Source organism: Actinoallomurus sp. NPDC050550 (assembly GCF_040655075.1).
Taxonomy (GTDB): Bacteria; Actinomycetota; Actinomycetes; order Streptosporangiales; family Streptosporangiaceae; genus Actinoallomurus.
Genome location: NZ_JBFAJC010000001.1, coordinates 60,574 through 85,415 on the forward strand (window position 1 = coordinate 60,574; position 24,842 = coordinate 85,415).

The window sequence follows — 24,842 nt, forward strand, 5'->3', positions numbered from 1 at the left end:
TGTTCGTTCTGCTGGTCACGCCTCAGGCGCGCCGGAGCCGTCTCGGTCCTCGACCTCGCAGCCGTCACACTCGCAGGCCGCTCGCCCGTGGGCTTCGCGCTTGCGGGCCGTCGTCATGAGGACCTCCTGACGTCGCGCCGTCTGCGCGTGCAGCCAGTCCCGCCACGAGTCCCGGGGATGTCGTTCCAACACCTTGAGCTGGAACGGTGTCATGTCGTTGGCGTCCTTCAGCACGTCGTAGCCGGCCACGGTCAGGATCTCGGCGATCGCGTCATGCATCGCGCGCGATGCCGTGCCCGAGAGCCTGATCGAGGGGTCGTCGGCCTGCCGGCCCTCGCTCAGGGCGTCCATGGCGGCGGAGCTCAGCTCCGGCATCCATGTCACCCCCTCATGATCGATGACCGGAGTCGGGACGGCAAAGCTCCGGACGGCACGACGGCGGGCCCCGCCGGCACTTCGTTCTGCACAGGAGCGGATCGCCGCGCGCCTCGCCGACCTGCGGTGCCGAGCAGGTCGCGGGGGAGGAGACCGTCCGCACGGCCGCCGTGGGGGAGATCAGGTGGCGTTGGAGGTGGATCGCGGGGCGGTCGCGCGCAGGTTGGTGATGATGGCGGTGGACTTGCCAGAGAGAGCGGCGGCGACGTACCGGTCGACGACCGGGAGCCGGGACAGTCTGAGGGCCGCCCGCCGGATGTGCAGCTGCCGGGTCGTGGCGGGGATGAACCAGCGCGTCCCCTTCCGGGCCACCCGCTGCTTGTCGGTCACCACCGGCCGCAGCATCTGTTCGTAGCGTTCCAGCGCGGTCTCGACCGCGTCGGCGCGCGACAGGTGCTCGGCCAGGACGTACGCGCCGGTGATGCCCAACGAGGCCCCCTGGCCGGCCAGCAGGGACACGGCGTACGCGGCGTCGCCCACCAGCACGACACGGTCCCGGCTCCAGGCCGGCATCTCGATCTGGGCGACCTGGTCGTAGTAGACGTGTTCCGGCGGCGGGCAGGCGGCCAGGGTGCGCGGCACCAGCCAGCCGAGCGTCCCGTACTCGCGGCGGATCGCCGCGCGTGGATCGGCCGGCAGTGCCGGATCGGCGGTGCGATGCACGGCGAACACCGCCACGCGCCGGTCGTGCAGCCCGTAGAAGCCCATCTGCCGGTCGATGGTGTCGGTCAGGCAGAACTGCCCGGCCACCTGGTCGTGGATGTCCGCGTCGTCGAACGAGTACGCGGCGGTGTGGAACCCCAGGTACCGCACGAAGTCCCGTTCGGCTCCGAAGACCTGGCGGCGGACGGTGGAGTGGATGCCGTCGGCGCCCACCAGCAGGTCTGCTTCGATCGTGCCGCCGTCGGCGAGGCCGACCGTGACGCCGTCGGCACGGTTGTCGATGCGGGTGAGCGTGGTGCCGTACCGTACGTCGACCCGGTCGGGGACGTGTTCGCGCAGCGCGCGTTCCAGGTCGGGGCGCATGATGCTGACCAGCCGGCCGTTCACGATCTTGGCGAACTGCGCGAAGCGCATCCGGGAGCGCGGACGTCCGTGCTCGTCCCGGTAGGTCATTTCCTCGACGTGGTGTCCCAGGTCCCGGATGCGGGGCAGCACGCCCATGGCCTCGGCCGCGTCGTAGCCGGGCCCGAAGAAGTCGATCATGTAGCCCTGGGGGCGAGGGCCGGACGCCTTCTCCACGACCACGACCTCCGCCCCGAACGCATCGAGACGCTGGGCGAGGGCCAGCCCCGCGATTCCGGCTCCGCAGATGACCACCTTCATGAGATCTCCCTGTCCTCTCGTGCGAACTCGGTGGGCGCGACGAGGCGGCGCAGCACGGCCGTCAGGTCCGCGGCGTCCGGGCCTGGGAGGAGCGCGCGGTGCAGCATGATGCCGTCGATCGCGGCGGCCAGCACCGCGGCGGTCGCCTCTGGCGAGGCCACCTTGTGCTCGGCCAGCCGGCCTGCGAACTGCCGCCGGAACTCGATGACGATCTCGCCCAGCGATCGGCACAGCTCCTCGTCGCGGCCGGCGGCCAGGTACGCCTCGGCGAACAGCAGCGACGTCGGATCCCGGCCGTCGTAGTCCTCGAGGAAGCTCACCATCATGCCGAGCGCCTCGTCCGGACTCCGCGCCCCTTCCAGGGCCGCGCCCGCCTGCTCGAGCAGACCGCGCATCACGGTGAGGGCCGCCTCGGCCAGCAGCGCCTGGACCGATGAGAAGTGGTAATGCACCACGCCAGAGGCGACACCGGCCCGCTCGGCCAGCACGCGGGTACTGACCGCCGCCCAGCCCCGCTCGGCGATCAACTCGGCCGCCGCCTTCAGCAGCCGCTGACGCACCTCGCGGCCTCGATCCGCCGTCGTACCCATCGCATCGCGCTCCTTGGTTGAACGCCCTGAGCGTTCGTTCTGGACGATCGTCCAGAACGGTAGCATGGCCAGACCATCAGGAGGGCAACGACATGGCATCGATCGGAGCATCCGGGGACGTCAGAGACGCTGGGGTGCCTGTCGACCGAGATGGTGCACGACGCCCCCGTCGGCGCGATCGCCGTACGCCCGTGGGGCGAGCGCTCGTTCTACGCTCAGGACCCGTGGGGCAACCCGCTCTGCTTCGTCGAGGAAGGCACCGTTTACCCGGGTTGACACTCCAGCCGCAGAGCGTCATGTCCCTGGTCGTGGGCCGTCCGCCGCCGGCGGAAACTCAGGTGGCCTCGGCACACCACCGGGGTAGGGTCGGGCAGTGCCTGAGCTGCAGCGGCTGCATGCCCGCCATGGCCCGGCGGTCCTGGCCTTCGAACTGGCGAACCGCGCCTACTTCGCCGCCTCGATCTCCGACCGCGGCGACGAGTTCTACGACCAGTTCACCGATCGGTACAGCACCTTGCTGACCGAGCAGGAGGCCGGCGTCGGCGCCTTCTACGTGCTCGTCGCCGAGGACGGCTCGGTGCTGGGCCGGTTCAACCTGTACCGCTTCGAGGACGGCACCGCCGAACTCGGCTACCGGGTCGCGCAGCACGTCGCCGGCCGTGGCGTGGCGACCGCGACCGTCCAGGAGCTGTGCCGGGTGGCGGCGGCGCGGCACGGGCTGCGCACGCTCAGGGCGGCCACCGCCAGCGGGAATGCCGCGTCCCAGAAGGTGCTGACCAAGGCAGGGTTCGTCCCGATCGGCCCGGCGGACCCGGCGCATCTCGGCGGGAAACCCGGCACCTGGTATCAGCGCGACCTCGCTGAGGGCTCGCAGACGTAACACGCCGGCGCCTGCTGATGGGACGCCTCGGTCACCGAACTTCCTCCGGCACGAGCCGCTCGTCGTCCGAACCGGGCGGCGATTCAGGTTCGTCGTGTCGGTGTGGCCTGAGCGCGGCGGCCACGAACGACGCGACCAGCGGTCGGCGGTCCTGTTCGTTCCAGGCGAGCACGAGGCGGCTGGGCGGCGCGTCGATGATCGGGATGAGGACCAGGCCGTCCGGGGCCGGTTCGACCAGGGAGCGGGGCAGCACCCCGATCATCCGGCTCATCGTGATCATGTGGAGTAGCTGGATCACGTCGGCGACCTCGGGACCGGTGCCGTCGCCCCCAGGGATCCCTTTCCAGCGCGGCAGCGTCTCACCCTCCAGATCGGACATTCGCACCGGAGCCTGCCTGGCCAGCCGGTGCCCAGACGGGACGATGACCACGCGGTCCTCGGTGACCAGCGTCTCGTGGGCCAGGCCGCCCAGATCGTCGAACGGCGCGTAGAGCAGGCCGACGTCGGCCCGGCCGTCGCGCAGGAAGTCGGTGCGGTCGGCGGGGCCGCTGAACAGGACGTCCACCTGGCGGGCGTCGGGCTGGTGGGCGTACTCGGCCAGGATCCCGGACAGCAGGCCGGCGTCGCCGCCGGGCTTGAGTACGAGCCGCAGGTGGGCCTGGGTGTCGCCGGCGCGCCGGGCGTTCCGAACGGCGGCGCTGACCGCGTTGAGCGCGTGCCGCCCGTGTTCCTGCAACGCCTCCCCTGCCGGGGTGAGCTCGACGTGCCGGCTTGAGCGGATGAACAGCGGGACACCGAGCCGGGTCTCGATCCGCCGGATCGCCTTCGAGAGCGCCGGCTGGGCGATCGAGAGCCGGACGGCGGCCCGGCCGAAGTGCAGTTCGTCGGCGACCGCGATGAAGTACTCGAGCTCGCGGGTCTCCAGTTCAACCATGCCTCCAGGTTATCGCTGAAGATCCAACCGGTCTTGGACATCAGCGGCGTACGCCCTCAAGAATCGATGCATGATCAATCACACGATGATCGTTTCCTTCGATCAGCCGCTGCCCGATACCGAGCTCGACCAATATCTCGCGGACATCGAACGGGTCATGCTCGACGCCGGTTTCGTGCAGTCGGTCGTGGCCCGGCGTCACATCCCCGTCCCCGGCGAGGAGGCCATTCCGGCGCTCATCGCGACCGCGATCGTGCAGATCACCGTGGCCGACATCGACGCGCTGGCGAAGGGGTTCAGCGCGCCCGGCCTGCACGAGGTCATCGACCGCTGGCAGTCGCGGCACCCGTACAAGGTCGCCTGGGCGAACCACGAGGCACTGATATGAGCGACGTTTCCCGAAAGGTGGGACTGGTCACCGGCGCCGGCAGTGGGATCGGCCGCGCGGCGGCGCTGGAGTTCGCCCGCAGTGGTGCCGCGGTCGCCGTGCTCGACATCGACGAGAGCACGGCGGCCGAGACCACCGAAATGATCAGGAAAGAGGGCGGGGAAGCACTGACCGTTGCCGTCGACATCGCCGACGAACGCTCCGTGGAGGCGGCCGTCGAGCGCACGGTCACGGCGTACGGCGGCCTCGACTTCGCCGTGAACAACGCCGGCCTGGCCTCGCACCACCGGCAGCTCGACCAGATGACCCTGGACGAGTTCGAGCGCGTGGTCCACGTCAACCTGGCCGGGACCTTCCTGTGCATGAAGTACGAACTGCCCGTGCTGCGACGGCGCGGCGGCGGTGCGATCGTCAACATCGCCTCCAACGGCGGCCTGTACGCGATCCCGACCGCCCCCGCCTACGTGGCCGCCAAACACGGCATCGTCGGGCTCACCAAGGTCGCCGCGGTCGACTACGCACCGGACGACATCCGGGTCAACGCCGTCTGCCCCGGCCCGACCCTCACTCCCGGGTTCGAAAGGGTGGCGGCCGGCACCGACATGATCGCGCGGCAGGCGGCGATCACGCCGCTCGGCCGGCTGGCCACGCCGGAGGAGGCCGCGGCGGCGGCGGTCTGGCTCTGCTCGGACGCCGCGGCCTTCGTCACCGGGATCGCGATGTCGGTCGACGGCGGACGGCGGGCATGAGGGTCATCGCGGTCGAGGAGCACATGTCCACCGAGGCGTTCCTGCGCGTCGCGCACGGCCTGGACGTCGTGCCGGGCGACGAGACCGAGATGGATCTGATGCGTACGGTGGAGAACCCTCGTGGTCTTCGCGCTCGGCTCGTCGATCTCGATTCCCGGCTGCGGGAGATGGACGCGCTCGGACAGGACATGGCGGTGCTCAGCCTCAATCCGCCCGGGGTCCAGCCCTATCCGGCGGCCGACGCGGTGCCGCTGGCCCGGGAGTTCAACGACGCGCTGGCCACGATCGTACGGCGGCACCCGGGCCGGTTCGGCGGGCTGGCCACCGTGGCGCCGCAGGATCCGGTCGCCGCGGCCGCCGAGATCGAGAGGGTCATGGGGCCGCTCGGGCTCAACGGCATCATGATCTACTCGCACACCGGCGGGCGGTACCTGGACGAGCCGGAGTTCGCGCCGCTGCTGGAGGCGGCCGAGGCGAACCGGGCGCCGATCTACCTGCACCCGCGGGCGCCGAGCATGCTCGCCGCCTACCGCGACTACGGGCTGCCCGGGGCGATCTGGGGATACCAGGCCGAGGCCGGGCTGCACGCCATGCGGCTCATCCTCAGCGGCACGCTGGACCGCCACCCCGGGCTGACCGTCGTGCTCGGGCACCTCGGCGAAGGCATCCCGTACTGGCTGCGGCGGATCGACAACCGGTACGCGTTCGCGACGCGGACAACCGGCGCGGCCACGCCGATGCCGCGCCTGTCGCTCACACCGAGCGAGTACTTCCGGCGCAACTTCGCAATCACCACGAGCGGCATCGACGATCCGGACGTGCTCGGACTGGCCCTGCGCGCGGTCGGCGAGGACAGAATCATGTTCGCGATCGACTACCCGTACGAGGACCCCGCAGCCGCCGTCGCCTTCCTGCGGGACGCGCCGCTGACCGACGATCAGCGGACGGCGATCGGCCACCGCACGGCCGAGCGCGTGTTCGGCATCGCCTAGCGCGAACCACGGCCGGAGCCGCCGGAGGCCGAGCGTGTACGACGCGGCACCCGCGCCGGTCGTCGTTCGCTCGGCCTCTGGGCCCAGGCGGTGCTCATCCCGCGGTGGCTCCTGGACGCCCCCCACATTGTCGTCCGCCTGTTCGCACCTCTTGCCGACGATTCATGGAAAGAGCGGATCATCATGCGTATCGCCGTACTCGGTGCTCAGCCACCTGCCGCCGCATCCGCGCGGCGGCTCGCCGTCAAGGTCCCCGAAATCACCGCACTATTTTGGATCATCAAGATCCTTACTACCGGAATGGGCGAGACCTTCTCGGATTTCCTGGTCACCCACGTCAATCCGGGACTCGCCTTGGGCGGTGCCGCGATCGCGTTGACGGCCGCGCTGATCGCACAATTCCGCAGCGACCGCTACCGCCTCTGGATCTACTGGTCGGCCGTGGTCATGGTGGCCATCTTCGGCACCATGATCGCCGACCTCCTCGACTTCGTGGTCGGCCTTCCGTACCTGGTCACGACGGTGGGGTTGTCGATCGTGCTGGCCGCGATCTTCGTCTGGTGGTACGCCCGGGAGAAGACCCTGTCAGTGCACAGCATCACCACCCGGCGCCGCGAACGCTTCTACTGGACGATGGTGATGACCACCTTCGCGCTCGGCACCGTCGCCGGCGATCTGACAGCCAACTGGCTGCACCTGGGGTACCTGGGTTCGATCGTGCTGTTCGCCATCGCCATTGCCGTCCCGGCGGCCGCGCACCGCTGGGCGGGTCTGGGCACCGTCTCCGCGTTCTGGTCCGCCTACATCATCACCCGCCCGCTCGGTGCGTCGATCACCGACTGGCTGTCCTCATCTCGCCAGGACGGCCTGGGTCTGGGTACCGGATGGATCAGTCTCGGCGCGACGGTCGCCATCGTCGCGCTGCTCGGACTGCTGACGATGCGCGGAGCCGACCGAACCCCCGATCTTCGCTCCGACGCCGGCCGCCCCACCGGGACGGACGGCTCGCGGTAGGAGCCCATCATGGTGTTGGCGGCGTGTGGTGGGAACGGCCGCGCGATGGCGCCGGCGTTCCGCGTACGGTGGTCAACGTGGCATGGCGGTGTCATCCGGACTGCTGCCGCCGGCGTGCCCGTGCTCATCGAGCATCAATTTCGTGGTGAGCTCGATGTGGTCGCGAAGTGCGTCGACCGTGCCCGGGACATCTCGCTCAATGGCGCGTTCGCAGATGAGTTTGTGTTCTGCGGCGACATCTCGGCCGCTGTGTTCGGCTGGTTCACGGGCCCAACACCGGTAGACCTCGGCGGATTCACGCAGCTGGGTCGCCATCTCCCGCAGCTGACGGTTGGGACAACCCTCCAGGAGGGCCTGGTGGAAGCGGGCGTGTGCGCTCAGCCACCGTTCATTGATCGCGCCCTCACTGTCGGTGAACGTCGTGCGCGCCAGATTGTGGTGGGCCGCGAGTAGGTCGGACTCCCACTCGATGCTCCCGTGCGTAAGGGATTCGCGCACCACGTGCGTTTCGATGACCACACGCGCTTCGGTCAGGTCCCGCAAGGCGGTGGGGGAGACTTCGACGACCCGGAACCCCTGCTGCGGCGCGAAGGTGGCGAGCCCCTGGCCCACGAGTCGGGGAAGTGCTTCGCGCAGCACGCCGCTGCTTGCGCCGTAGTGGTCTTTGAGTGCTTCAACGCGTAGCCGCGATCCGGGTTCGTGACGACCGTTGAGGATATCGGCGCGAAGACGCTGGTAGACGTCCTCGACGCGGGTCGTGCTGCGAGCACCAGTCATGCCGTGGATCGTACCTGATCTCGCGTTCGCCATAAAATCTCGAGATTTCATTGACTTGTCGAGATTTGCGAGGTTCACTGCTCAGGTACATCGGAAGACGAGGAACGGACACCGAGAATGAGAACGACGACGCGGTCGGGCCGGATGTGTCTGGTGTCGGGCGGCAGCGTGATCGATGTCGAGCAGGCGAGTGCCGGCAGGTTCCCGGCCGATCCGCTCGCGGTCTTCGAGCGCTGGGCCGAGTTCGTGGAGTGGGCGGAGGTGGCACCCGACGGGCCGGCCGCACCCGCAGGTCCTGCCGGGAGCCCGTCGCCGACACCGCGGCAGGTGTTCGCCATCGGGCTGAACTACCGTGATCACGCAGAAGAAGCCGGCCTTGAGCTCCCGGAGTCGCCGGCCACTTTCACCAAGTTCGTCACCTCCATCACGGGCCCGGACACCCGGCTGAGGCTGCCCAGCACGTTCGTCGACTGGGAAGCGGAGCTCGTGGCCGTGATCGGCCGCCGGGCGGACAAGACCGCGGCCGAGGACGCTTGGCGTCATGTGGCGGGATTGACCGTAGGCCAGGACTTCTCCGAGCGAGTCGTGCAGTCCGTGGGGCCGGTCCCACAGTTCTCGCTGGGCAAGTCATTCCCAGGTTTCGCCCCGACCGGGCCGGTCCTGGTGACCGCGGATGAGTTCGCCGACCCTGACGATCTCGCGATCGAGTGCCTGATCAACGACGAGAGTGTGCAGAAATCACGCACGTCGTCCATGGTCTTCCCGGTCCCCGAGCTGATCGCCCGCCTGTCGGCGGTGTGCCCGCTGCTCCCCGGCGACTTGATCTTCACCGGCACCCCGGCGGGCGTCGGGCACGCCCGTACTCCGCGGCGTTACCTCCGCCCAGGCGACCAGGTGGTCACCCGGATCGAGGGCATCGGGCAGCTTCGGCAGACGTGCGTCGCCGGACGAGAGGAGTAGCTCCATGGCACTGCACAGGCTGAAGTCGCTGACGGTCGGCGTGCCCGACGTCGCTCGGACAGCCGACTACTACGTCGATTTCGGGCTGGAACGGCTCGCGCCGGGCAGGTTCGCCACGGTCGAGGGGGGCGAGCAGTTCGTACTCAGGCCCTCGCCGGTCCGCCGCTTGCTGGGTATGACGATCGCCGTCGACGACACCGATGACCTCGGCCGCATCGCCGTGAATCTGAAGCGGCTGGACGTGCCCGTGCAGTGGGACGCGGCCGCCCTGCGCGCAAGAGAGCCGGTCGCGGACATCGTGGTCGAAGCCACCGTCGAGCCCCGGTCGGTGCGCACACCGGTACCGGCGACCGCCTACAACGGTCCCGGCCGGCTGGACCGGCCCGACGCCCGGGCGCCTGCGCTGTCCCGAACCTACCCCGTGAGGCCCCTCGCGCTGGGACACGTCGTGATCGGGACCGTCGAACAGGAGTCGACCCAGCGGTTCTTCACCGCCGGAATCGGGCTCAAGGTCAGCGACGTCGTTCCAGGCAGGGCCGCGTTCATGCGGTGTTCCACCGATCACCACAACGTGTTGGTGCAGCAGGCGCCGATCAATTTCCTGCACCACACCTCCTGGCAGGTCGCAGATGTGGACGATGTCGGTCGTGGGGCCATGAGCATGCTTGCCGAGCACCCGGAACGCCACGTGTGGGGATTGGGCCGGCACCACATCGGGTCGAACTTCTTCTGGTACCTCAAGGATCCCGCCGGGAACTTCTCCGAGTACTACTCCGATATGGACGCCATTGTCGATGACCAGGTCTGGACCCCGCGGTCGTTCGAGGGCGTCCGGGCGCTCTACGAATGGGGGCCGCCGCCCCCGCCGTCGTTCATCAACCCTGAAGATCTGGCTGCGCACATGACAGGCGCGCATGCAGAAGGCCACTGAGGGCCGCCGATATGTGTGGCGCTGGCAGAAGGGCAAGTTCATTGCGCCTCAAGGCCGTAGTGATCGGGATGGCCGTCATGGCCCTGGAAGGCTACGATCTCGTCGCCTTCGGTGCGACGACGCCGTTGTTGCACCGATACCAGCCGTGGGGCCTTTCTCTTTCAGCACTGGGCGTGTTGGGCAGTCTCACGCCCGTTGGAATGTTGTTCGGCGCCCTACTGGTCGGGCAGCTCACTGATCGATACGGGCGACGACGAACGACGTTGGTCAGCCTTGTGCTCGTCTCGCTGGGAATGTTCGCGTCCGCGTCCGCCCTCAATCCACAGATGTTCGGCGCCAGCCGATTCGTCGTCGGGCTGGGTGTCGGAGCGGTCTACCCCGCCATGGCACCGTTGATCTTCGAGCTCGCACCGGCGACGCGAAAGAACCTGTTCTCGGCGATCGTTCAGTGCGGCATCACGATAGGTGGATCGCTGGCCGCCATGGTGGCCAACGTTTTCCTGCACGGACAAGATTTCCGACTGGAGTACCTCGTCGGCGGTGGCATCGGGCTGCTGCTGTTGCCGATGACTTACCGCTGGCTGCCCGAATCACCGGCATACCAGCGGAAATCCCATGGCACACAGAGCGCGCCTCGAGACGGCGGAATGGGTCTTGTGCTGCGGCCGCCGTATGTGGGAACGACAGCGCTGTTCTGTGGCATGGTGGCCTGTTCGTTCGTTCTCATCTTCGGGATGAACACATGGTTGCCGCAGTTGATGCAGGCGGCGCATTACCCACTGGGTTCCTCGTTGACCTTCCTCGCACTTCTCAATCTTGGTGCGACGGTCGGGGGACTCGCGATCGCGATACTCGCCGACCGGGCTGGGTCGAAAGGGCTCATCATCGCGTGTTTCGTGGTCGCGGCAGGCGCCATCGTGGGCCTGAGCATCAAGTCATCGTCGGCGATCCTCTACGCGACAGTGATGATCGGCGGCGCGGGTGCGCTCGGCGTGCAAGGGCTTATCAACGTGTACATCGCACGCACCTACCCGGTGTACGCCCGGGCCAGTGCGGTGGGCGTCACGCTGGGAATAGGCCGGATCGGCGCGATCGCCGGCCCGACTCTGGGCGGCTGGATACTCGCCGCTGATTTCGCGCCGCGGTGGAACTTCGTGCTGTTCGCGATGCCGGCGCTCCTCGGCGCGATTCTCACTCTTGCCATCGGATCGAAGAACATCCCGCAGCATGCGGGTGAGAGCCCTGTCATGCGGCCGGCTGAAGAGCCGGCTGAATCGGTGCAATGAGAGAGACGATCATGGATACTTACGACGTCGCTGTCGTGGGCTGCGGTCCGGTCGGGCTGGCTCTCGCGCGGCTGCTGAGCATGAAGGGGCTTCGGGTCGCCGCCATCGATCCGAACCGGATCGTCTGCCACCATCCGCGGGCGACCCACCTCGACGACGAATCCATGCGCACCCTGCAGACCCTGGGCGCGGCCGATATGGAGCAGCGGTTTCTGCGTCAGACCGGGTGGACTTTGCACCGGCCGGACGGCGCGCCGTTCCTCGAGTTCGCCACGCCTGACGAGGAATCCGGCCAGGGCTGGCGCACCGACTACCAGTTCCACCAACCTGACTTCGAGTCCCGGCTGCGTGGTCTGCTCGCGAGTGACCCGAACGTCGACCTCTGGTTCGGCTGGGCGGTCACCGCCATCGACCAGGACTCCAGCGTGGTGAAGCTCACGGTAATGGACCGCACGACGAACCGGGTAACGGCGCTGAAAGCGGCCTACGCCGTGGGTTCCGACGGTGCGAACTCGTTCGTCAGGCAGGTGATGGGCGCCGAAATCGAGGACCTGCAGGGCACGCAACGTTCGCTCATCATCGACATCCATCCGTTCCAGCGTCCCTCAGCGCTTTCTCCGACAACCGGCTTCATTCTGTGCCGGGAACAGCGTCCCGTTACGTACGTGCCGATCTTTCCCCCAATGCTGCGGTTCGAATTCATGCTGCTCGCCGGGGACGATCCCGTCGAACTCGAACGCCCCCAGTCGGTGTACGACGAGCTCAGCCGCTGGATCGAACCGGGCAGCTACCGCATCATGCGAACCGACACTTACGAGTGGCACGCCCGGATCGTGCACGGCTGGCGATCAGGAAGACTGCTTCTCGCCGGCGACGCCGCGCACGAGATGCCACCGATGCTCGGACAAGGCATGTGCTCCGGACTCCGAGACGCGGCGAACCTGGCCTGGAAACTCGCCGCTGTCGTCCAGGGAACCAGCCCCGATGGCCTGCTCGACACCTACGAAAGCGAGCGCGCCGCGCACGTCCGCCCTTACATCGTCGAATCCGCGCGGCAATCCAACCTCATCGAGTCCTTCGGAACCGGCGAGAACCACCCGGAACTGGCGGAACCCCAAACCCTCGAGCCGTATCGGCCCCCGCTGGGGCCCGGGCTCGTCGAGCAACCGGGCGGGGCTGTCGGCCGGCTGAGCCCCCAACCCCGTGCCGCTGACGGCGCGAGACTCGATGATGCCACCGGATACAACTTCGTCGTCGTCGGCCGGCAAGCCGTGACCGCAGCCGTATCGGCCGAGGTCGCGGAACTGTGGCAGCGACTCGGCGTCGTGGTCGTCACTGACACCGGCCCGTCCGTCGACACCTGGTTGGCCACGAACTCGGCGACCGCGGCCGTCATCCGCCCAGACCGCTACACGTTCGCCCTCGCCGGCGACACGACGGAGCTGGAGGCGGCGACGAAGGAACTGGCTCGGACCGTGACCCAGAAAGTGAGCTCTTGACGTCCTCCCCCGCCTGGAAGGCGGGGGATTCCAACCGGCTCTACCCGGAGGTGAGAACGGATTGAGGTTCGCGGTTCACGGCCCCGCCCGGTGGCTGGAGGGCTCCCCGCGCTGTCACGGCACGTCCTGCCGCGATGTTCTTGGCCGCGTTCACGTCCGCGTGATCGGTATGCCCGCAGGCGCGACAGCGAAAGACCGCTTGGCTCTCACGGTTCTCCGCTGCGCGGTGCCCACAGGCATGACAGGTCTGGGAGGTGTACGCAGGGTTGATCTTTTCGACCCGGCCTGGTGCCTTGTGTTCCAGGCGGGTCACCAGATGGCCCAAGCCGGCCGCGTGGATGGAGCGGTTGAGGCCGGCTTTGGCCCGCACGTTGCTGCCGGGCGCGGTGAGGGTGCCGCGCGCGGACCGCACCATGTTGCGGATCTTCAGGTCCTCGACCCGGATGACGTCGTACTCGGCGGCCAGGCGGGTGGAGGTCTTTTCCACCCAGTCCTTGCGCCGGTCGGTTTCACGTGCTTTGATCCGGGCGATCGCGGTCTTGACCCGCGCGCGCCGCTTCGACCCCGGTTTCGCGCGCGCGAGCCTGCGCTGCAGACGCAGCAGCCGTTGGGTCTCGGTGTCGCGCAGGCCGGGCACGGACAGCTTTTCGCCGGTGGACAGGGCGGCCGAGATGGCCACGCCACGGTCCACCCCGACGACCTGCCCGGTGCCGGGGCCGTTGACAGGTCGCGGGATCACGGCGAAGCACACGTGCCAGCGGCCCGCCCGGTCCCGCCTCACCCGGAACGACTTCGCCGATTCGGGGACCTGGCGGGACCAGCGGAACCGGACCCAGCCCGCCTTGGGGATCCACGCCTCACCGACCTTGCGGGACAGGCGCCGCACGTTCCAGTGCTGGCCGCGTTTGCCGACGATCCGGAATCCCTCGTGCACGCCCGCTTTCCGCCAGGCGGGCCGCCGGTGCGTGCCGGCGAAGAAGCCCGCCATGGCCTGGGCGAAGTCACGCAACGCCTGCTGCTGCACCGTCTGAGAACCCGCCGCCAGCCACGCGAACGCCTTCCTGGCTTCGGTCAACTGGCGGGCCTGCTCGCCATAGCCGGGTGCACCGGCCCGGCCCGGCCGCCAGTGCTGATGCTGCTCAACCGCGAGATTCCACACATATCGGGCGTGGGAGCAGTGCTCCAGCAGCGCCTGCTCTTGGGCGGGCGTGGGCGCAAGCCGGAACCGCATGCCCGCACACTAACCACCACCACCGACACTCCGAGGAGGAAGCGGCGTTTCCTCCCCGGCCTGACGGCCGGGGTCTCCACGCCGCGAAGCAGATGAAGCAGTACGCCACCGGGATGGCCTGGGGTGAAGGACCACGCTGGCACCACGGGGCGTTGTGGCTGTCCGACACGCAGGGCGGCCGGCTGTGGACGGACCACGACGGAAGCTGGAAGGCCACGGAGCTGGACTCCCCGTCCAACGGGTTGTGGTTCCTGCCCGACGGCCGGCTCACCGCAGCCATGGTGCACGAGAAACGCATCGGTGCATGGACTGGTGAGCGGTTCACCACCTACGCGGACCTCAGTGCCCTGGCGACCGGCCCGCTCGGGGACCTCGTCGGTGACCCCCAGGGCAATCTGTACGTCGACGACGTCGGCTTCGCCGCGCACGCCGGCGAACCACCCCGACCAGGCCGCCTGCTACGCGTTGCCACCGACGGCTCGGCAACCGTCGTTGCCGAGGACGTCGAGTTCCCCAACGGTCTCGCATTCATCGACAATGGCCGCACACTGGTCCTCGCCGAAACCGCCGCTCAACGGTTGACGGCCTTCACCGTCGATTCGGACGGCATGCTCGGCGACCGGCGTCTTTACGCCGATATCGCCGGCCTGGTGGGCGCCGACGCTCGCCCTGACGGAATCTGGGCGACGCCCCACGGGGTTTGGGTGGCGACCACGGCCGGACATGCTGTCGCCCTGGTACGGGACAACACGCTGATCACCGCGATCGACACCGATTCCGCATTTCCCATCGCGTGCTGCAGCGACGGCGAGAACAGGCTGTTCGTCACCCTCGCCGACACCGGCGGACGACCACTGTTCGAAGCCCTTGCGGCCAAGGCCGTCGAGACCACGGTCGCGGTGGTCGAGCTGACCACGGCGGAGGAGACGCCGTGACTGAGCAACCGTTGTGGGTCCCGTCCCCGGCTCAGGTCGAGAAGGCGCGGATCACCGATTTCGCGCGATACGCGTCGGCACGCGTGGGCCGCGATGTGACGGGCGGGTACCGGACGCTGTGGGAGTGGTCGGTGCAGGACATCGACGGCTTCTGGTCAGCGGTGTGGGGCTACTTCGGATTGCCCGCCCGCCCGGTGGGGCAACCCGCGCTGGCGACCGAGGCGATGCCGGGCAGCGTGTGGTTTCCGGGAAGCACGCTGAACTACGCGACCGAAGTGTTCCGCGGTCGAAACGATGCTGACACCGCAGTGGTCGCGGTCGCCGAGAACGGCGCTCCCGTCGAGGTGAGCTGGGGCGAGTTGCGCCGCCAGGTCGCCTCGGTCGGGGCGTCCCTGACCGATCTGGGCGTGCGGCCCGGCGACCGGGTGGTGGGATACCTACCGAACTCGGCGGAGGCGGTGGTGGCGTTTCTGGCCACCGCGAGCCTTGGGGCGATCTGGGCCGTGTGCGGTATGGACTACGTCGGCTCAGCCGCACAGGCGCGGTTCGCGCAGCTCGAGCCGACCGTACTGATCACCGCGACCCGGTCGGTGCACGGCGGCCGCCTCATTGATCGCGGCGACGACGTAGCAGGCTTGCGCGCCGCGCTGCCGACCTTGGCCTCGACGGTCGTCATCGATGATGTGGCCTCGGTGCCCGGAGCGATTTCATGGTCGTCGGTCGCCGGCGGTGACGCCGAACTGGTACCTGTGCAGGTCCCTTTCGATCATCCGCTGTGGGTCTTGTTCTCGTCAGGGACCACTGGACGTCCCAAAGGACTGGTGCACGGCCATGGCGGCGTCGTGCTCGAGCACCTGAAACAATCCGCGTTCCACCTGGATCTGTATTCGGGAGACCGCATCCTCTGGTACACCACGCCGAGCTGGATGATGTGGAACTCCCTCGTCGGCGCTCTCCTGGCAGGAGCGACTGTCGTGTGCTACGACGGCAGCCCCGCGTTCCGCCATCCGGACGCGTTGTGGCAACTGGCAGCCCGCCTGCGCGTCACAGTCCTCGGCACCAGTCCCGGCTACCTGGCATCATGCCGCAAGGCCGGTGTCCGACTTCGGCAGCACGACCTGCAGTCGCTGGCGCGGCTCGGAGTCACCGGATCGCCGCTCCCAGCCGATCTGCACCGCTGGGTCGCTGACGAAATCGGGCACTGGGTACAAGTGGTCTCCAGCAGCGGCGGGACCGACGTGGTCACGGCCTTCGTCGGCGCGGCGCCCACCACACCGGTGTGGGCGGGCGAACTGTCGGCACCCTGCCTCGGGGTGGCTCTTGACTCGCTGGGACCTGACGGGCAGCCCGTGCGGAACACAGTCGGCGAGTTGGCCGTGCGACGTCCGATGCCGTCCATGCCGGTGCGGTTCTGGAACGACCCTGACAGGGCCCGCTACCGCGAGGCATACTTCGACGCTTTTCCGGGTGTGTGGCGCCACGGCGACTGGATCACCATCACCGACCACGATTCGGTGATCATCCACGGCCGGTCGGACGCGACCCTGAACCGCCACGGCGTGCGCATGGGAAGCAGCGATATCTACGGACCTGTCGAGGAACTCGACGAGGTCGAGGAGGCCCTCGTCGTCGGCGTCGAACAGGGCGACGGGAGTTACTGGATGCCGCTGTTCGTGACCACGGTCGACGGAGTCGACCTCGACGAGGCATTGCGACAGCGCATCACTGAGGCAATTCGCCGTTACGCTTCGCCGCGGCACGTACCCGACGAGATCATCTCAGCACCCGGTATCCCACACACCCGAACGGGGAAGAAGCTGGAAGTCCCGATCAAACGACTGCTCCGCGGCGACGACCCGACCACAGCGGTCGACCCCGGCAGCATCGACCAACCCGGCCTCGTCGGCTGGTATCGCGAAATCGGCACTGCGCACCGCGCCAAGGCATCGACGTCGCTGTGGGAGTCGGAGACACCCTCGGGTTGAGGGTTGTCGTTTTGGGTCGTCTACTCAGGTGAGAAAATTCTCGCCTGAGTAGACGGACCTTAAACCGTGGGCACCCCTGGCGAGTCTGATTCGCCGGATTCACTGGGGTGGCTTTTCCTGGCTGGTGCCGTCGATCATTCGGCGTGCCTCGTCGGGATACTTTTGAATCAGTACGTTGAGCCGCGCCAACTCGGCGATGTACGACACGCCGCCGTACGGTGATGAGCGCAAGGCGGCGTAGAACTCCTCGACCGAACGCATCAGTCGAGGAATGGCGTCCGGTGCGGCGTCGTCGGCCATCGTTCACTCCGGCCTGACGACGTGGACGATCATCGTGACGGCCTTGTCGATCTCCTCGGCCGGGCAGATGGGATCGCCCCACGACCACCACCAGTGCAGTTGCTCCGACGCGTCCGGCATGCACCGAATGATCTCCGCGAGCATCCCGGCGCCCGGAAAGCCGACGCGGATCCGCGTCGGGGCTATCTCCTCCGCTGTGAGACCCGCCGCGCCGCACGCCATTGAGAGGCGCCGGCACAACTCGTAGACGTCTTCCTGACCCTTTGCCGCCATCATGATCGCCCTTTCGCGTTGCCGGAATTACCCACCCAGATTGACGTGCGCCGTTTACGCTGTGGAAGCGTTCCGGTCGCCATTCCGGAATCCGAAGACGACGCGGTGATCTCTGGGGTCGCGCTGAAGCGATCCTGAATTCGGGCAAAGGAGATAACTCGAATGAACCAGTACTACACTTCACAAGCCATATGGGGCCGCGAACTACGCCACTACCGCAAGGCCGCCTCCTTCACCCAGGCCCAGCTGGCAGCGAAGATCTTCTGCTCGGAGTCCCTGATCAGCTCCATCGAAACCGGCCAGGCCCCGGCGACCCCCGAGTTCGCCAAAGACGCCGATGAAGCCCTCAATACCGGAGGCACGCTGTCTCGCACCCTCGACTGGCGCAAGGGTGCCCCCGCCTACCCGGCGTGGTTCGTCGACTGGATCCCGGTCGAAGACGGGGCCGTCCAACTCCGCGTCTTCGAGATCGACCTCATACACGGACTACTCCAGACGCCCGACTACGCCTGCGCACTCCTGGGCGGAGACGAAGCGGCCGTCGAGGCGCGTCTACTGCGCCAGAGCGTCCTCACCAGAGCGGACCCGCCTCCACCGGCGCTCTATTGCGTCCTCGACGAGAGCGCGCTACGACGAAACGTCGGCGGTGCCAAAGTGATGTACGAGCAACTTCAGCACCTCCTTAAGGCCAGCGAACGGGAGAACGTCAGCATCCAGGTCGTTCCGAGCCGAGCCCACCGTGGCGTTCGCGGGCCATTCGCCGTAGGCACCTCGGAGGACGGAAGCGAGACCGCGCAGGCGGACAATGCGTTCGGCGGAGCGGTCTCCACACGGCCGGAAGATCTAGCTACGGTGGTGTCATCGTGGGAATCGATCCGGACCGAAGCCCTGCCCGCGGACATGTCGAGAGACCTGATCCGCAAAATAGCCGAGGAGCTCTGGAGTACGTGAGCGATCTGGAATGGCGCAAGTCCAGCCGTAGCAACGACACGGGGAGTCAGTGTGTCGAGGTCGCGGTAACGACCAGCTAACGCGGATTTTCGGGGTCGGGCAATGCTCGACCCCACTCCTCCTCGAATTCGCCGGCGTCGATCTCCATGGCGGCGTATTTCGGGTCGTAGAGGTCGAGGGGTGGGTTGATCGGCCAGTCGCCGGACTCCGACTTGGTGCCGGGACCGTCGCTGGTGAGGGCCACTTGTCGGAGCCAGCGCCCGTCGGGGCCGAACTCCACCAGGTATCTGGCGTCCTCGCCCTCTTCATCCGGCATGTCGAGGTAGACGCGGTCCCGGCCGACCAGGGCACCATAACCGGGCTGGTCCCGGTAGCCGTTCCTCTGGTCCCGTAGCGCGGTGAGCGCCGAATCGAGCGACGGCGCGTCGATGTCGACCTCGTCGAGCGACCACGCCTCCGCCCGTGCCACTGCGTCCGGGTCGGCGACCACCTCGACCTCGGCGAACGTGTCCACGATCTGCTGCGCCGACGAGGCCCGGATCCACCACCAGAGTCCGCCCATCCCATAGTCGTGGAGGACGAGGTGCCGGGACTTCGCGGGCGCAGGCGATTCGGTCACGCCGCCGACCATACCGATCTCGAGGACCCAACCCCTGCGCAGACGTCCTTCGGGGGGCAGCGGTGCGTTCCGGTGCCCCCTAACGTGCGAACTTTTCGATGGCCGCCGGGGTGACGGGTGTGAAGAAGTTGACGAGGTTGCCGTCGGGGTCGCGGAACAGCAGCGACCGATTGCCCCAGGGCATCGTGGTGGGCCCGTTGACGAAGTCGGTGACGAAGCCGGTCAGGTTCTGGTGCACGCGGTCCACGTCGTCGACGAGGAATTCGGTGATCACGCTGTGGTTGTCCGCCGGGCGGGCAGAGCCCGGGGCGAACAGCGGGACGGTGCGGGTGCTGGCGATCGCGAGGGTGGCGTTGGGGGTCCTGAGTTCGGCGAAGTCTTCGGTGGCCCAGGTCGCCTGCACCCCTGTGGCTCGCTCGTAGAACTCGACGAGGCGCGCGACGTCGCTGGTGATGATGCGGATCGAGACGAAGTCCATGGGGATCTCCTTGACTGCTGGAATCGCTGCACTCCGCAGACTAGGCAAAATAGTGGACAGAATCGGTCCAGTATTCGCGTTAAGTTGTGCACATGCCTCGACCCGCCGGACGCGTGCTGACACTCCTGGAGCTGCTGCAGTCGGGCGGCACCCGGACTATGGCGGAACTCGCCGACCGGCTCGGCGTCGAAGGGCGCACCGTACGGCGGTACGTGGACCAGCTGATCGACCTCGACGTGCCGGTGGAATCGGTGCGCGGCCGCTACGGCGGGTACCGGCTCGCCCCCGGATACCGACTGCCTCCGCTCATGCTCAGCGACGACGAGGCGCTGGCCGTGCTGCTCGGCCTGATCGCCGGCCGCCGAGCAGGGTTGACGACGGAGCACACGGCAAGCGAGACGGCATCGGCCAAGATCCGGCGAGTGCTGCCCAAGCACACCGCCCAACGGCTCGACGCACTCCTGGAATCTCTCGCCTTCACGGACCAGCCCGGTGAGCTCGACACCCCGGACACCGGGGTCCTGCTCACCATCACCGATGCGGTGCGCCACCGCCGACCGGTCTCGATCCGCTACACCGACCGCGACGGCCGGCGCAGCGAACGCACGCTGCACGCGTACGGGATCGTCGCCCATTCAGGCCGGTGGTACGTCACGGGCAAGGACGCCCGGATCGGCGAGGACCGAACATTCCGGCTCGATCGCATCGCAGACGCGAGGACCCTGCCCGGCTCATTCGAAGCGCCCGTCGGTCCCGGTCCGGCACAACGCGTGTTGTCGGGATTCGCCACGGCTGAATACCAGCATGAGGTGACCTTGCGCATCTACGGGGCGGTTGAGCAGATCCGCGCCCGCCTTCCCGCCAGCATCGCGAGCCTGGAGGAGCACGAGCCCGCGGCAGGCCAGGACCCAGCGGCCGAGCGCTGGCTGCGCGTCGAGCTACGGGTAGAGCGGCTCGACTGGTTGCCTCCGGTACTCGCCTCACTCGACCGGCCGTTCGTCATCGAGCGCCCCGATGAACTGCGCGATCTCGTCATCGCGCTCGCCGATCGCCTCGCGTCCTTCGCCCGCCAAGCCTGACAGCGAGGAACCAATGTCATGAGATGGCGCAACTAGCATCGATTCCGTACCCACGAGGGCGTCCGATCGCTCCGTGCGGAGCGCGACCAAGGAGCCACGACCGCGATGACGACCAACCCACTGATCCGACAGGAGTGCGCCGCGACCGTTCTCGGCGGCCCGACCGTCGTCATCGACCTCGGCGGCCTGCGGATCGTCAGCGACCCGACGTTCGACCCGCCCGGTCCTCACGGGTACCTCACCAAGACCGCCGGGCCGGTCGCGACGGAGGAGCAGGTCGGCGCCGTCGACCTCGTTCTGGTCAGCCACGAGGCCCACCCGGACAATCTCGACGACCGCGGTCGGGCCTTCGCGCTGTCCGCCCCGCTGGTCCTGGCCGGTCCCCGCTCCGCCGACGCACTCGGCTCGTCGGCCGTCGGCCTGGCCCCCTGGACCAGCCGCTCCCTGCCTCGCCCAGACGGCGGCGGTGAGCTGACCGTGCTCGCGGTCCCGGCCGTCCATGGCCCTGAGGACGGCGAACGCGACGCCGACGGCAACGTCAACTGCGAGGTCATCGGGTTCGTCCTGTCGGGGCAAGGCTTGCCCACCGTCTACCTCAGCGGCGACAACGCCTCGATCCGTACCGTGGCCGAGGTCGCCCGCCGCGTACCGGCCATCGATGCCGCCGTGTTGCACGCCGGAGCCGCCCGGGTGGCCGCGAAGTTCGGCGGGCGCCCCCTGTCGATGGACGGCCGCCGCGCCGCGGCCGCCGCAGCCGTCCTCGGCGTCGACGTGGTCGTCCCCGCCCACTACGACGGCTGGACTCACTTCTCCGAAGGGCGCGACGACCTCGAACTGGCCTTCCACGAGGCAGGCCTTTCCTCCCTGCTCAACGCCACCGAGCACGGCTCTTGGACGCCCCTGCGCCGCGGCTGACGGATCGATGAGAGCGGCGGCTGCGCTGCAGCCGTCGAGCATGCCCTTCACGGAACGGCCTGGGGGCCGCGCCGGGCGCGACGGCACCGCCCGCCTCGGCTGACCGCTCGGTCGTGACCCGGTGGGATCGCCGTCTCAGGGGCGTGGGGTCAGGAGCGTGAAGGCATGGTCGATGAGGGCGGCGCGGTCGGCGGTGCCGTCTGAGCGCAGCCACTCGCGGGCGACCGCGTCCAGGGCGGCGCCGGCTGCGGCGGTGAGCAGGTCGGCGGTGAAGGCGTCGAGGAGCGGGCTGGGGCGTTCGCACAGCGCGGCGGAGATCCGGTCGCGTAGTTCGTCGCGTTTCTGGTGCAGACGGGCGCGCAGCGCCGGGGTCGTCTCGATGAGGCGCAGGCCGGTCAGCTCCCGCTGGGCGGCATGGATGCGCGGCTCCCAGTCGCGCAGCACGGCGTGCAGGCACGCCCACGCGTCCTCGTCGCCGGGCCGCGCGCGGATGTCCTCGGCGATCTGTTCGGCGAGCTCGTCGACGTCGCCGAACAGTACGTCCTCCTTGGTTGGGAAGTAGCGGAAGAAGCTGCGTCTGGACACGCCCGCGGCGGCGGCGATGTCCTCCACCGTGGTCCGCTCATAGCCGCGTTCGACGAACAGTCCCAGCGCCAGCTCGGCCAGCTCGGCCCGCACCGCGCGTCGTGTCCGTTCCCGCAGCCCCGTCGTCTCCGCACGTGTCATGCACTGAGGATAGGTTATGGCATCACGAGACTATTGTGGCACTGAGTGCCATACAGTGGTCCTGTCATCGTGAGCGCGGATGTGAGGAGAGGGCCCATGCGCGGCAAGACCGTTCTGGTGACCGGCGGCACGGCGGGGATCGGCAAGGAGACCGCGCGAGGCCTGGCCCGGCTCGGCGCCACCGTGATCCTCGTCGGACGAAACCCCGATCGAGCGAGGAACGCCGCCGACGAGCTCTCGCAGGAGGCGGACGGCGAGGTCACGGTGCTCCCCGCGGACCTTGCGGACCTGGCCGGGCTGCGGCGTCTCGCCGAGCAGGTCGCCGGGCGGTACGGCCGCCTCGACGTCCTGGTCAACAACGCCGGCGGCGTGAACGCCGAGCGGCGGCTCACCCGGGACGGCGTCGAGGCCACGTTCGCGGTCAACGTCCTCGCTCCGTACGCCCTCACGTGCCTGCTGCTGCCGCTGCTGCGTACGGCGGACGGGGGGCGGGTGGTCAACCTGACCGGCGGCCTGCCCGACGGGGCGATCGACCCGGACAATCTGCAGGGCGAGAAGACGTTCCTCGGCTGGACGTTCACGCAGTACAACCACACCAAGACGGCGCTGATGGCGATGAGTCACCGGTTCGCCTCCCTGCTGGGGGAGGAGGTGACCGTCAACGTCGCCTACCCGGGGCACGCCTCCACGCCCGGCAACCGAGCCATCCCGATGCGGGCGTTCCCCTATCTCTACCGGCCCGTCGCCCCGCTGGTCAGGCTGCTGGGGCCGCTGCTGCTGTCGGACCTGACCAGGGCCGCGCGCTCCAGCATTCATCTGGCGTCCAGCCCCGAGGTGGAGGGGATCACGGGTGCGTACTTCGACGCCCGTACGCGCCGAGCGTCCTGGCCGGCGGGTGCGCTCGACGCGCGAGGGCAGGAAGCGGTGTGGTCGCTGTGCGAACGCCTCAGCGGCCTGAGCCCGGCGTGAAACCCGGGAGCCTCCCCGGCCCCACGTGCCGGCCGTCAGGCGGTGGTCGTGACGTCCGCCGGTGACCCGAACCAGGCCGCGAGCGCGTTCGCGAGACCCGTACGGTCGGCCGGGTCGTCGTGCGATGCCGCCCAGGCGACGTATCCGTCGGGGCGTACGAGCACTGCGGCCGGGTCATGAGACGAGCCGCCACGCGCGCGGACGACCCGTACCCGATCGGCGTATCCGTCGGCGGTCGGGTGCGTCCAGGTGGAGTCGGCCAGGTCGAGCAGCACTCCTCGGCCCTCACGCAGGAGGGCCTGAGCCGGGCCCGCGTCGTCCGGGTCCAGGGCGGGCATGAACCGCCCGACCAGGGGATGCGCCGACTCCGGGGCGTAGTCGATGTCCAGGCCGTTGGCCATCTCGACGAAGTGTCGCTTGGCGGTCGGCATCGTCAGCACATCGGACATCACCTCGCGCAGGGCGTCCGTCTGCGGGCCGGGGCGCATCAGGGCCACCTGGGCGCGGGTGTTGCGCAGCACGCGTGCCGCGACGGGGTGCCGTTCGGCGGTGTAGGTGTCGAGCAGCCGTTCCGGCGCGTGGCCGCGGACGACCAGCGCGAGCTTCCAGCCGAGGTTGACCGCGTCCTGGAGGCCGAGGTTGAGGCCCTGGCCGCCGATGGGGGAGTGGACGTGTGCGGCGTCGCCGGCGAGCAGGATGCGGCCGTGCCGGTAGGTCTGCGCGTGGCGGGTGTTGTCGCTGTACCGGATTCCGGTCTCCAGCCGGGTGACGGTCGCCTCTTCACCGCTCACCCGGCAGATGCTGGCCTGCATCTCTTCCGCGGTCATCGGCGTGTCCCGGTCGCCGGGGCCGCCGTCGAACTCGATCGTGGCGATCTCACCGGGCACCAGTGACAGGTTCAGCAGTCCGCCGGGGCTCCGGAAGGACGAGGTGAGGGCGTCGGGGTCGGCGAGTTCGGCGACCGCGGTGCGTCCGGTCATCGTCGGAGAGGTGCCGGGGAACGCGATGCCGGACCGCTTGCGCACCGTGCTGCGGCCGCCGTCGCACCCGACCAGGTACGCCGCGCTGAGGGCCGTGCCGTCGGCCAGCATGGCGCGTACGCCAGTGCCGTCGTCGGTGACGTCGACCACCTGCCGGCCGGTCCGGATCCGTACGCCGAGCGCGGTGGCGTGGTCGGCGAGGATCTGCTCGAGCACATGCTGCCGGAGCATGATGTAGCCGGCCGGGTCTCCCGTCGTGTCCTCCAGCAACGGCAGACCGCTGAAGTGCCCCCGCGTACGACCTTGCCGGACGGCGCTCACCAGGAGGGCGACGAGGTCGGCGTGGTCCGGTCGGCCGTCGGCCGCCAGCCGGTCGAACATCCCCCATTGGGCCGCGAGCAGCGGTTCGGTCAGCCCGCGCAGCCCCAGCGTCTGGCTACTGCGGGTGTTGATCGACCGCAGTCCGAGGCTGCGGGTCCGGCGTTCGGCGCCGTCCGCAGCCTCCAGGACGAGCGGGTCGACGCCCGCCAGTTTCAGCTCCGCGGCCAGCAACAGGCCCGTCGGTCCGCCACCGACCACGATGACGTCGGCCATGAGGACATCGGTCATGACGACCCTCTCTACTTACGGCGTATGCTTA

28 protein-coding genes are annotated in these 24,842 nt (G+C 68.7%); 17 read left to right on the top strand and 11 right to left on the bottom strand.

Annotation, left to right across the window (positions count from 1 at the left end; translation table 11 throughout):
- Nucleotides 1–15 precede the first annotated feature (15 nt).
- The 3 genes from AB0I04_RS00285 to AB0I04_RS00295 form a co-directional block, all read right to left on the bottom strand.
- Nucleotides 16–375 (bottom strand): hypothetical protein, encoded by a 360-nt coding sequence (locus tag AB0I04_RS00285; RefSeq protein ID WP_360876494.1) that lies wholly within the window; start codon nt 373–375, stop codon nt 16–18.
- Nucleotides 376–555: 180 nt separating this feature from the next.
- A complete protein-coding gene (locus AB0I04_RS00290; protein WP_360876497.1) occupies nt 556–1,761 on the bottom strand; it encodes an FAD-dependent monooxygenase in 1,206 nt (401 codons plus the stop codon).
- Nucleotides 1,758–2,351 (bottom strand): TetR family transcriptional regulator, encoded by a 594-nt coding sequence (locus tag AB0I04_RS00295; RefSeq protein ID WP_360876500.1) that lies wholly within the window; start codon nt 2,349–2,351, stop codon nt 1,758–1,760. The genes AB0I04_RS00290 and AB0I04_RS00295 overlap by 4 nt, the downstream gene beginning before the upstream one ends.
- Before the next feature lie 150 nt (nt 2,352–2,501).
- On the opposite strand from AB0I04_RS00295, the gene AB0I04_RS00300 reads away from it, so the two are divergent.
- Nucleotides 2,502–2,627, top strand: coding sequence for a VOC family protein (locus AB0I04_RS00300; RefSeq protein ID WP_360876503.1), 126 nt, complete (start codon nt 2,502–2,504; stop codon nt 2,625–2,627).
- A 97-nt stretch (nt 2,628–2,724) separates the two neighbouring features.
- Complete coding sequence (locus tag AB0I04_RS00305; protein ID WP_360876506.1) at nt 2,725–3,231, top strand: GNAT family N-acetyltransferase; 507 nt, start codon at nt 2,725–2,727, stop codon at nt 3,229–3,231.
- 31 nt (nt 3,232–3,262) lie between these two features.
- Here the strand turns inward: AB0I04_RS00305 and AB0I04_RS00310 are convergent, their stop codons facing one another.
- The gene (locus AB0I04_RS00310) at nt 3,263–4,165 is read right to left on the bottom strand and encodes a LysR family transcriptional regulator (protein ID WP_360876509.1); all 903 of its coding nucleotides are present in this window, start codon (nt 4,163–4,165) and stop codon (nt 3,263–3,265) included.
- Nucleotides 4,166–4,235: 70 nt separating this feature from the next.
- Here AB0I04_RS00310 and AB0I04_RS00315 point away from each other — a divergent pair, with 70 nt between their 5' ends.
- The 4 genes from AB0I04_RS00315 (at nt 4,236) to AB0I04_RS00330 (ending at nt 7,308) form a co-directional block, all read left to right on the top strand.
- Entirely contained in the window at nt 4,236–4,553 is a 318-nt protein-coding gene (locus AB0I04_RS00315; protein WP_360876511.1) for a hypothetical protein, read from the top strand.
- The gene (locus tag AB0I04_RS00320; RefSeq protein WP_360876514.1) at nt 4,550–5,302 is read left to right on the top strand and encodes a glucose 1-dehydrogenase; all 753 of its coding nucleotides are present in this window, start codon (nt 4,550–4,552) and stop codon (nt 5,300–5,302) included. The genes AB0I04_RS00315 and AB0I04_RS00320 overlap by 4 nt, the downstream gene beginning before the upstream one ends.
- Nucleotides 5,299–6,294: an amidohydrolase family protein gene (locus AB0I04_RS00325; protein ID WP_360876517.1), complete on the top strand. Its 996-nt coding sequence runs from the start codon at nt 5,299–5,301 to the stop codon at nt 6,292–6,294. Before AB0I04_RS00320 ends, AB0I04_RS00325 begins: the two co-directional genes overlap by 4 nt.
- Nucleotides 6,295–6,477: 183 nt before the next feature.
- Nucleotides 6,478–7,308, top strand: a complete 831-nt coding sequence (locus AB0I04_RS00330; protein WP_360876520.1) for a hypothetical protein — start codon at nt 6,478–6,480, stop codon at nt 7,306–7,308.
- A 72-nt stretch (nt 7,309–7,380) separates the two neighbouring features.
- On the opposite strand, the gene AB0I04_RS00335 is transcribed toward AB0I04_RS00330, so the two are convergent.
- Nucleotides 7,381–8,085 carry a GntR family transcriptional regulator gene (locus AB0I04_RS00335; RefSeq protein WP_360876523.1) on the bottom strand — a complete coding sequence of 235 codons (705 nt, stop codon included), beginning with the start codon at nt 8,083–8,085 and terminating at the stop codon, nt 7,381–7,383.
- Nucleotides 8,086–8,202: 117 nt separating this feature from the next.
- Between AB0I04_RS00335 and AB0I04_RS00340 the strand changes: the two genes are divergently transcribed.
- Genes AB0I04_RS00340 through AB0I04_RS00355 form a run of 4 tightly spaced genes read left to right on the top strand, consistent with a single transcriptional unit; the run spans nt 8,203 to nt 12,761 of the window.
- Nucleotides 8,203–9,045, top strand: a complete 843-nt coding sequence (locus AB0I04_RS00340; protein ID WP_360876526.1) for a fumarylacetoacetate hydrolase family protein — start codon at nt 8,203–8,205, stop codon at nt 9,043–9,045.
- Between the two features lie 4 nt (nt 9,046–9,049).
- Nucleotides 9,050–9,976: a VOC family protein gene (locus tag AB0I04_RS00345; RefSeq protein WP_360876529.1), complete on the top strand. Its 927-nt coding sequence runs from the start codon at nt 9,050–9,052 to the stop codon at nt 9,974–9,976.
- Between the two features lie 41 nt (nt 9,977–10,017).
- Nucleotides 10,018–11,262 carry an MFS transporter gene (locus tag AB0I04_RS00350; RefSeq protein WP_360876532.1) on the top strand — a complete coding sequence of 415 codons (1,245 nt, stop codon included), beginning with the start codon at nt 10,018–10,020 and terminating at the stop codon, nt 11,260–11,262.
- Entirely contained in the window at nt 11,259–12,761 is a 1,503-nt protein-coding gene (locus AB0I04_RS00355; protein WP_360876536.1) for a bifunctional 3-(3-hydroxy-phenyl)propionate/3-hydroxycinnamic acid hydroxylase, read from the top strand. Before AB0I04_RS00350 ends, AB0I04_RS00355 begins: the two co-directional genes overlap by 4 nt.
- A gap of 40 nt (nt 12,762–12,801) precedes the next feature.
- Here AB0I04_RS00355 and AB0I04_RS00360 read toward each other — a convergent pair whose 3' ends face one another.
- Nucleotides 12,802–13,992: a transposase gene (locus AB0I04_RS00360; protein ID WP_360876538.1), complete on the bottom strand. Its 1,191-nt coding sequence runs from the start codon at nt 13,990–13,992 to the stop codon at nt 12,802–12,804.
- 92 nt (nt 13,993–14,084) lie between these two features.
- Between AB0I04_RS00360 and AB0I04_RS00365 the strand changes: the two genes are divergently transcribed.
- Both AB0I04_RS00365 and AB0I04_RS00370 read left to right on the top strand, forming a co-directional pair.
- The gene (locus tag AB0I04_RS00365; RefSeq protein ID WP_360876541.1) at nt 14,085–14,927 is read left to right on the top strand and encodes an SMP-30/gluconolactonase/LRE family protein; all 843 of its coding nucleotides are present in this window, start codon (nt 14,085–14,087) and stop codon (nt 14,925–14,927) included.
- Complete coding sequence (locus AB0I04_RS00370) at nt 14,924–16,912, top strand: acetoacetate--CoA ligase (RefSeq protein ID WP_360877589.1); 1,989 nt, start codon at nt 14,924–14,926, stop codon at nt 16,910–16,912. The genes AB0I04_RS00365 and AB0I04_RS00370 overlap by 4 nt, the downstream gene beginning before the upstream one ends.
- A gap of 99 nt (nt 16,913–17,011) precedes the next feature.
- Here AB0I04_RS00370 and AB0I04_RS00375 read toward each other — a convergent pair whose 3' ends face one another.
- The gene (locus AB0I04_RS00375) at nt 17,012–17,212 is read right to left on the bottom strand and encodes a hypothetical protein (RefSeq protein WP_360876544.1); all 201 of its coding nucleotides are present in this window, start codon (nt 17,210–17,212) and stop codon (nt 17,012–17,014) included.
- Between the two features lie 435 nt (nt 17,213–17,647).
- Here AB0I04_RS00375 and AB0I04_RS00380 point away from each other — a divergent pair, with 435 nt between their 5' ends.
- The gene (locus AB0I04_RS00380; protein ID WP_360876546.1) at nt 17,648–18,436 is read left to right on the top strand and encodes a helix-turn-helix transcriptional regulator; all 789 of its coding nucleotides are present in this window, start codon (nt 17,648–17,650) and stop codon (nt 18,434–18,436) included.
- Nucleotides 18,433–18,516 carry a DUF397 domain-containing protein gene (locus tag AB0I04_RS00385; RefSeq protein ID WP_360877592.1) on the top strand — a complete coding sequence of 28 codons (84 nt, stop codon included), beginning with the start codon at nt 18,433–18,435 and terminating at the stop codon, nt 18,514–18,516. Before AB0I04_RS00380 ends, AB0I04_RS00385 begins: the two co-directional genes overlap by 4 nt.
- Here the strand turns inward: AB0I04_RS00385 and AB0I04_RS00390 are convergent.
- Both AB0I04_RS00390 and AB0I04_RS00395 read right to left on the bottom strand, forming a co-directional pair.
- A complete protein-coding gene (locus AB0I04_RS00390) occupies nt 18,513–19,055 on the bottom strand; it encodes a hypothetical protein (protein ID WP_360876549.1) in 543 nt (180 codons plus the stop codon). The two genes, AB0I04_RS00385 and AB0I04_RS00390, sit on opposite strands and share 4 nt — an antisense overlap.
- A gap of 79 nt (nt 19,056–19,134) precedes the next feature.
- A complete protein-coding gene (locus tag AB0I04_RS00395; protein ID WP_360876552.1) occupies nt 19,135–19,533 on the bottom strand; it encodes a VOC family protein in 399 nt (132 codons plus the stop codon).
- Nucleotides 19,534–19,625: 92 nt separating this feature from the next.
- Between AB0I04_RS00395 and AB0I04_RS00400 the strand changes: the two genes are divergently transcribed.
- Both AB0I04_RS00400 and AB0I04_RS00405 read left to right on the top strand, forming a co-directional pair.
- Complete coding sequence (locus AB0I04_RS00400; RefSeq protein ID WP_360876555.1) at nt 19,626–20,612, top strand: YafY family protein; 987 nt, start codon at nt 19,626–19,628, stop codon at nt 20,610–20,612.
- A 105-nt stretch (nt 20,613–20,717) separates the two neighbouring features.
- Nucleotides 20,718–21,527, top strand: coding sequence for an MBL fold metallo-hydrolase (locus AB0I04_RS00405; RefSeq protein WP_360876558.1), 810 nt, complete (start codon nt 20,718–20,720; stop codon nt 21,525–21,527).
- Nucleotides 21,528–21,662: 135 nt separating this feature from the next.
- Here AB0I04_RS00405 and AB0I04_RS00410 read toward each other — a convergent pair whose 3' ends face one another.
- Nucleotides 21,663–22,253 carry a TetR family transcriptional regulator gene (locus tag AB0I04_RS00410; protein ID WP_360876561.1) on the bottom strand — a complete coding sequence of 197 codons (591 nt, stop codon included), beginning with the start codon at nt 22,251–22,253 and terminating at the stop codon, nt 21,663–21,665.
- Between the two features lie 96 nt (nt 22,254–22,349).
- On the opposite strand from AB0I04_RS00410, the gene AB0I04_RS00415 reads away from it, so the two are divergent.
- Nucleotides 22,350–23,222, top strand: coding sequence for an SDR family NAD(P)-dependent oxidoreductase (locus AB0I04_RS00415; RefSeq protein WP_360876564.1), 873 nt, complete (start codon nt 22,350–22,352; stop codon nt 23,220–23,222).
- Nucleotides 23,223–23,257: 35 nt separating this feature from the next.
- Here AB0I04_RS00415 and AB0I04_RS00420 read toward each other — a convergent pair whose 3' ends face one another.
- On the bottom strand, nt 23,258–24,811 hold the full coding sequence (locus AB0I04_RS00420; RefSeq protein ID WP_360876567.1) for an FAD-dependent monooxygenase: 1,554 nt from the start codon (nt 24,809–24,811) through the stop codon (nt 23,258–23,260).
- Nucleotides 24,812–24,842: the final 31 nt, after the last annotated feature.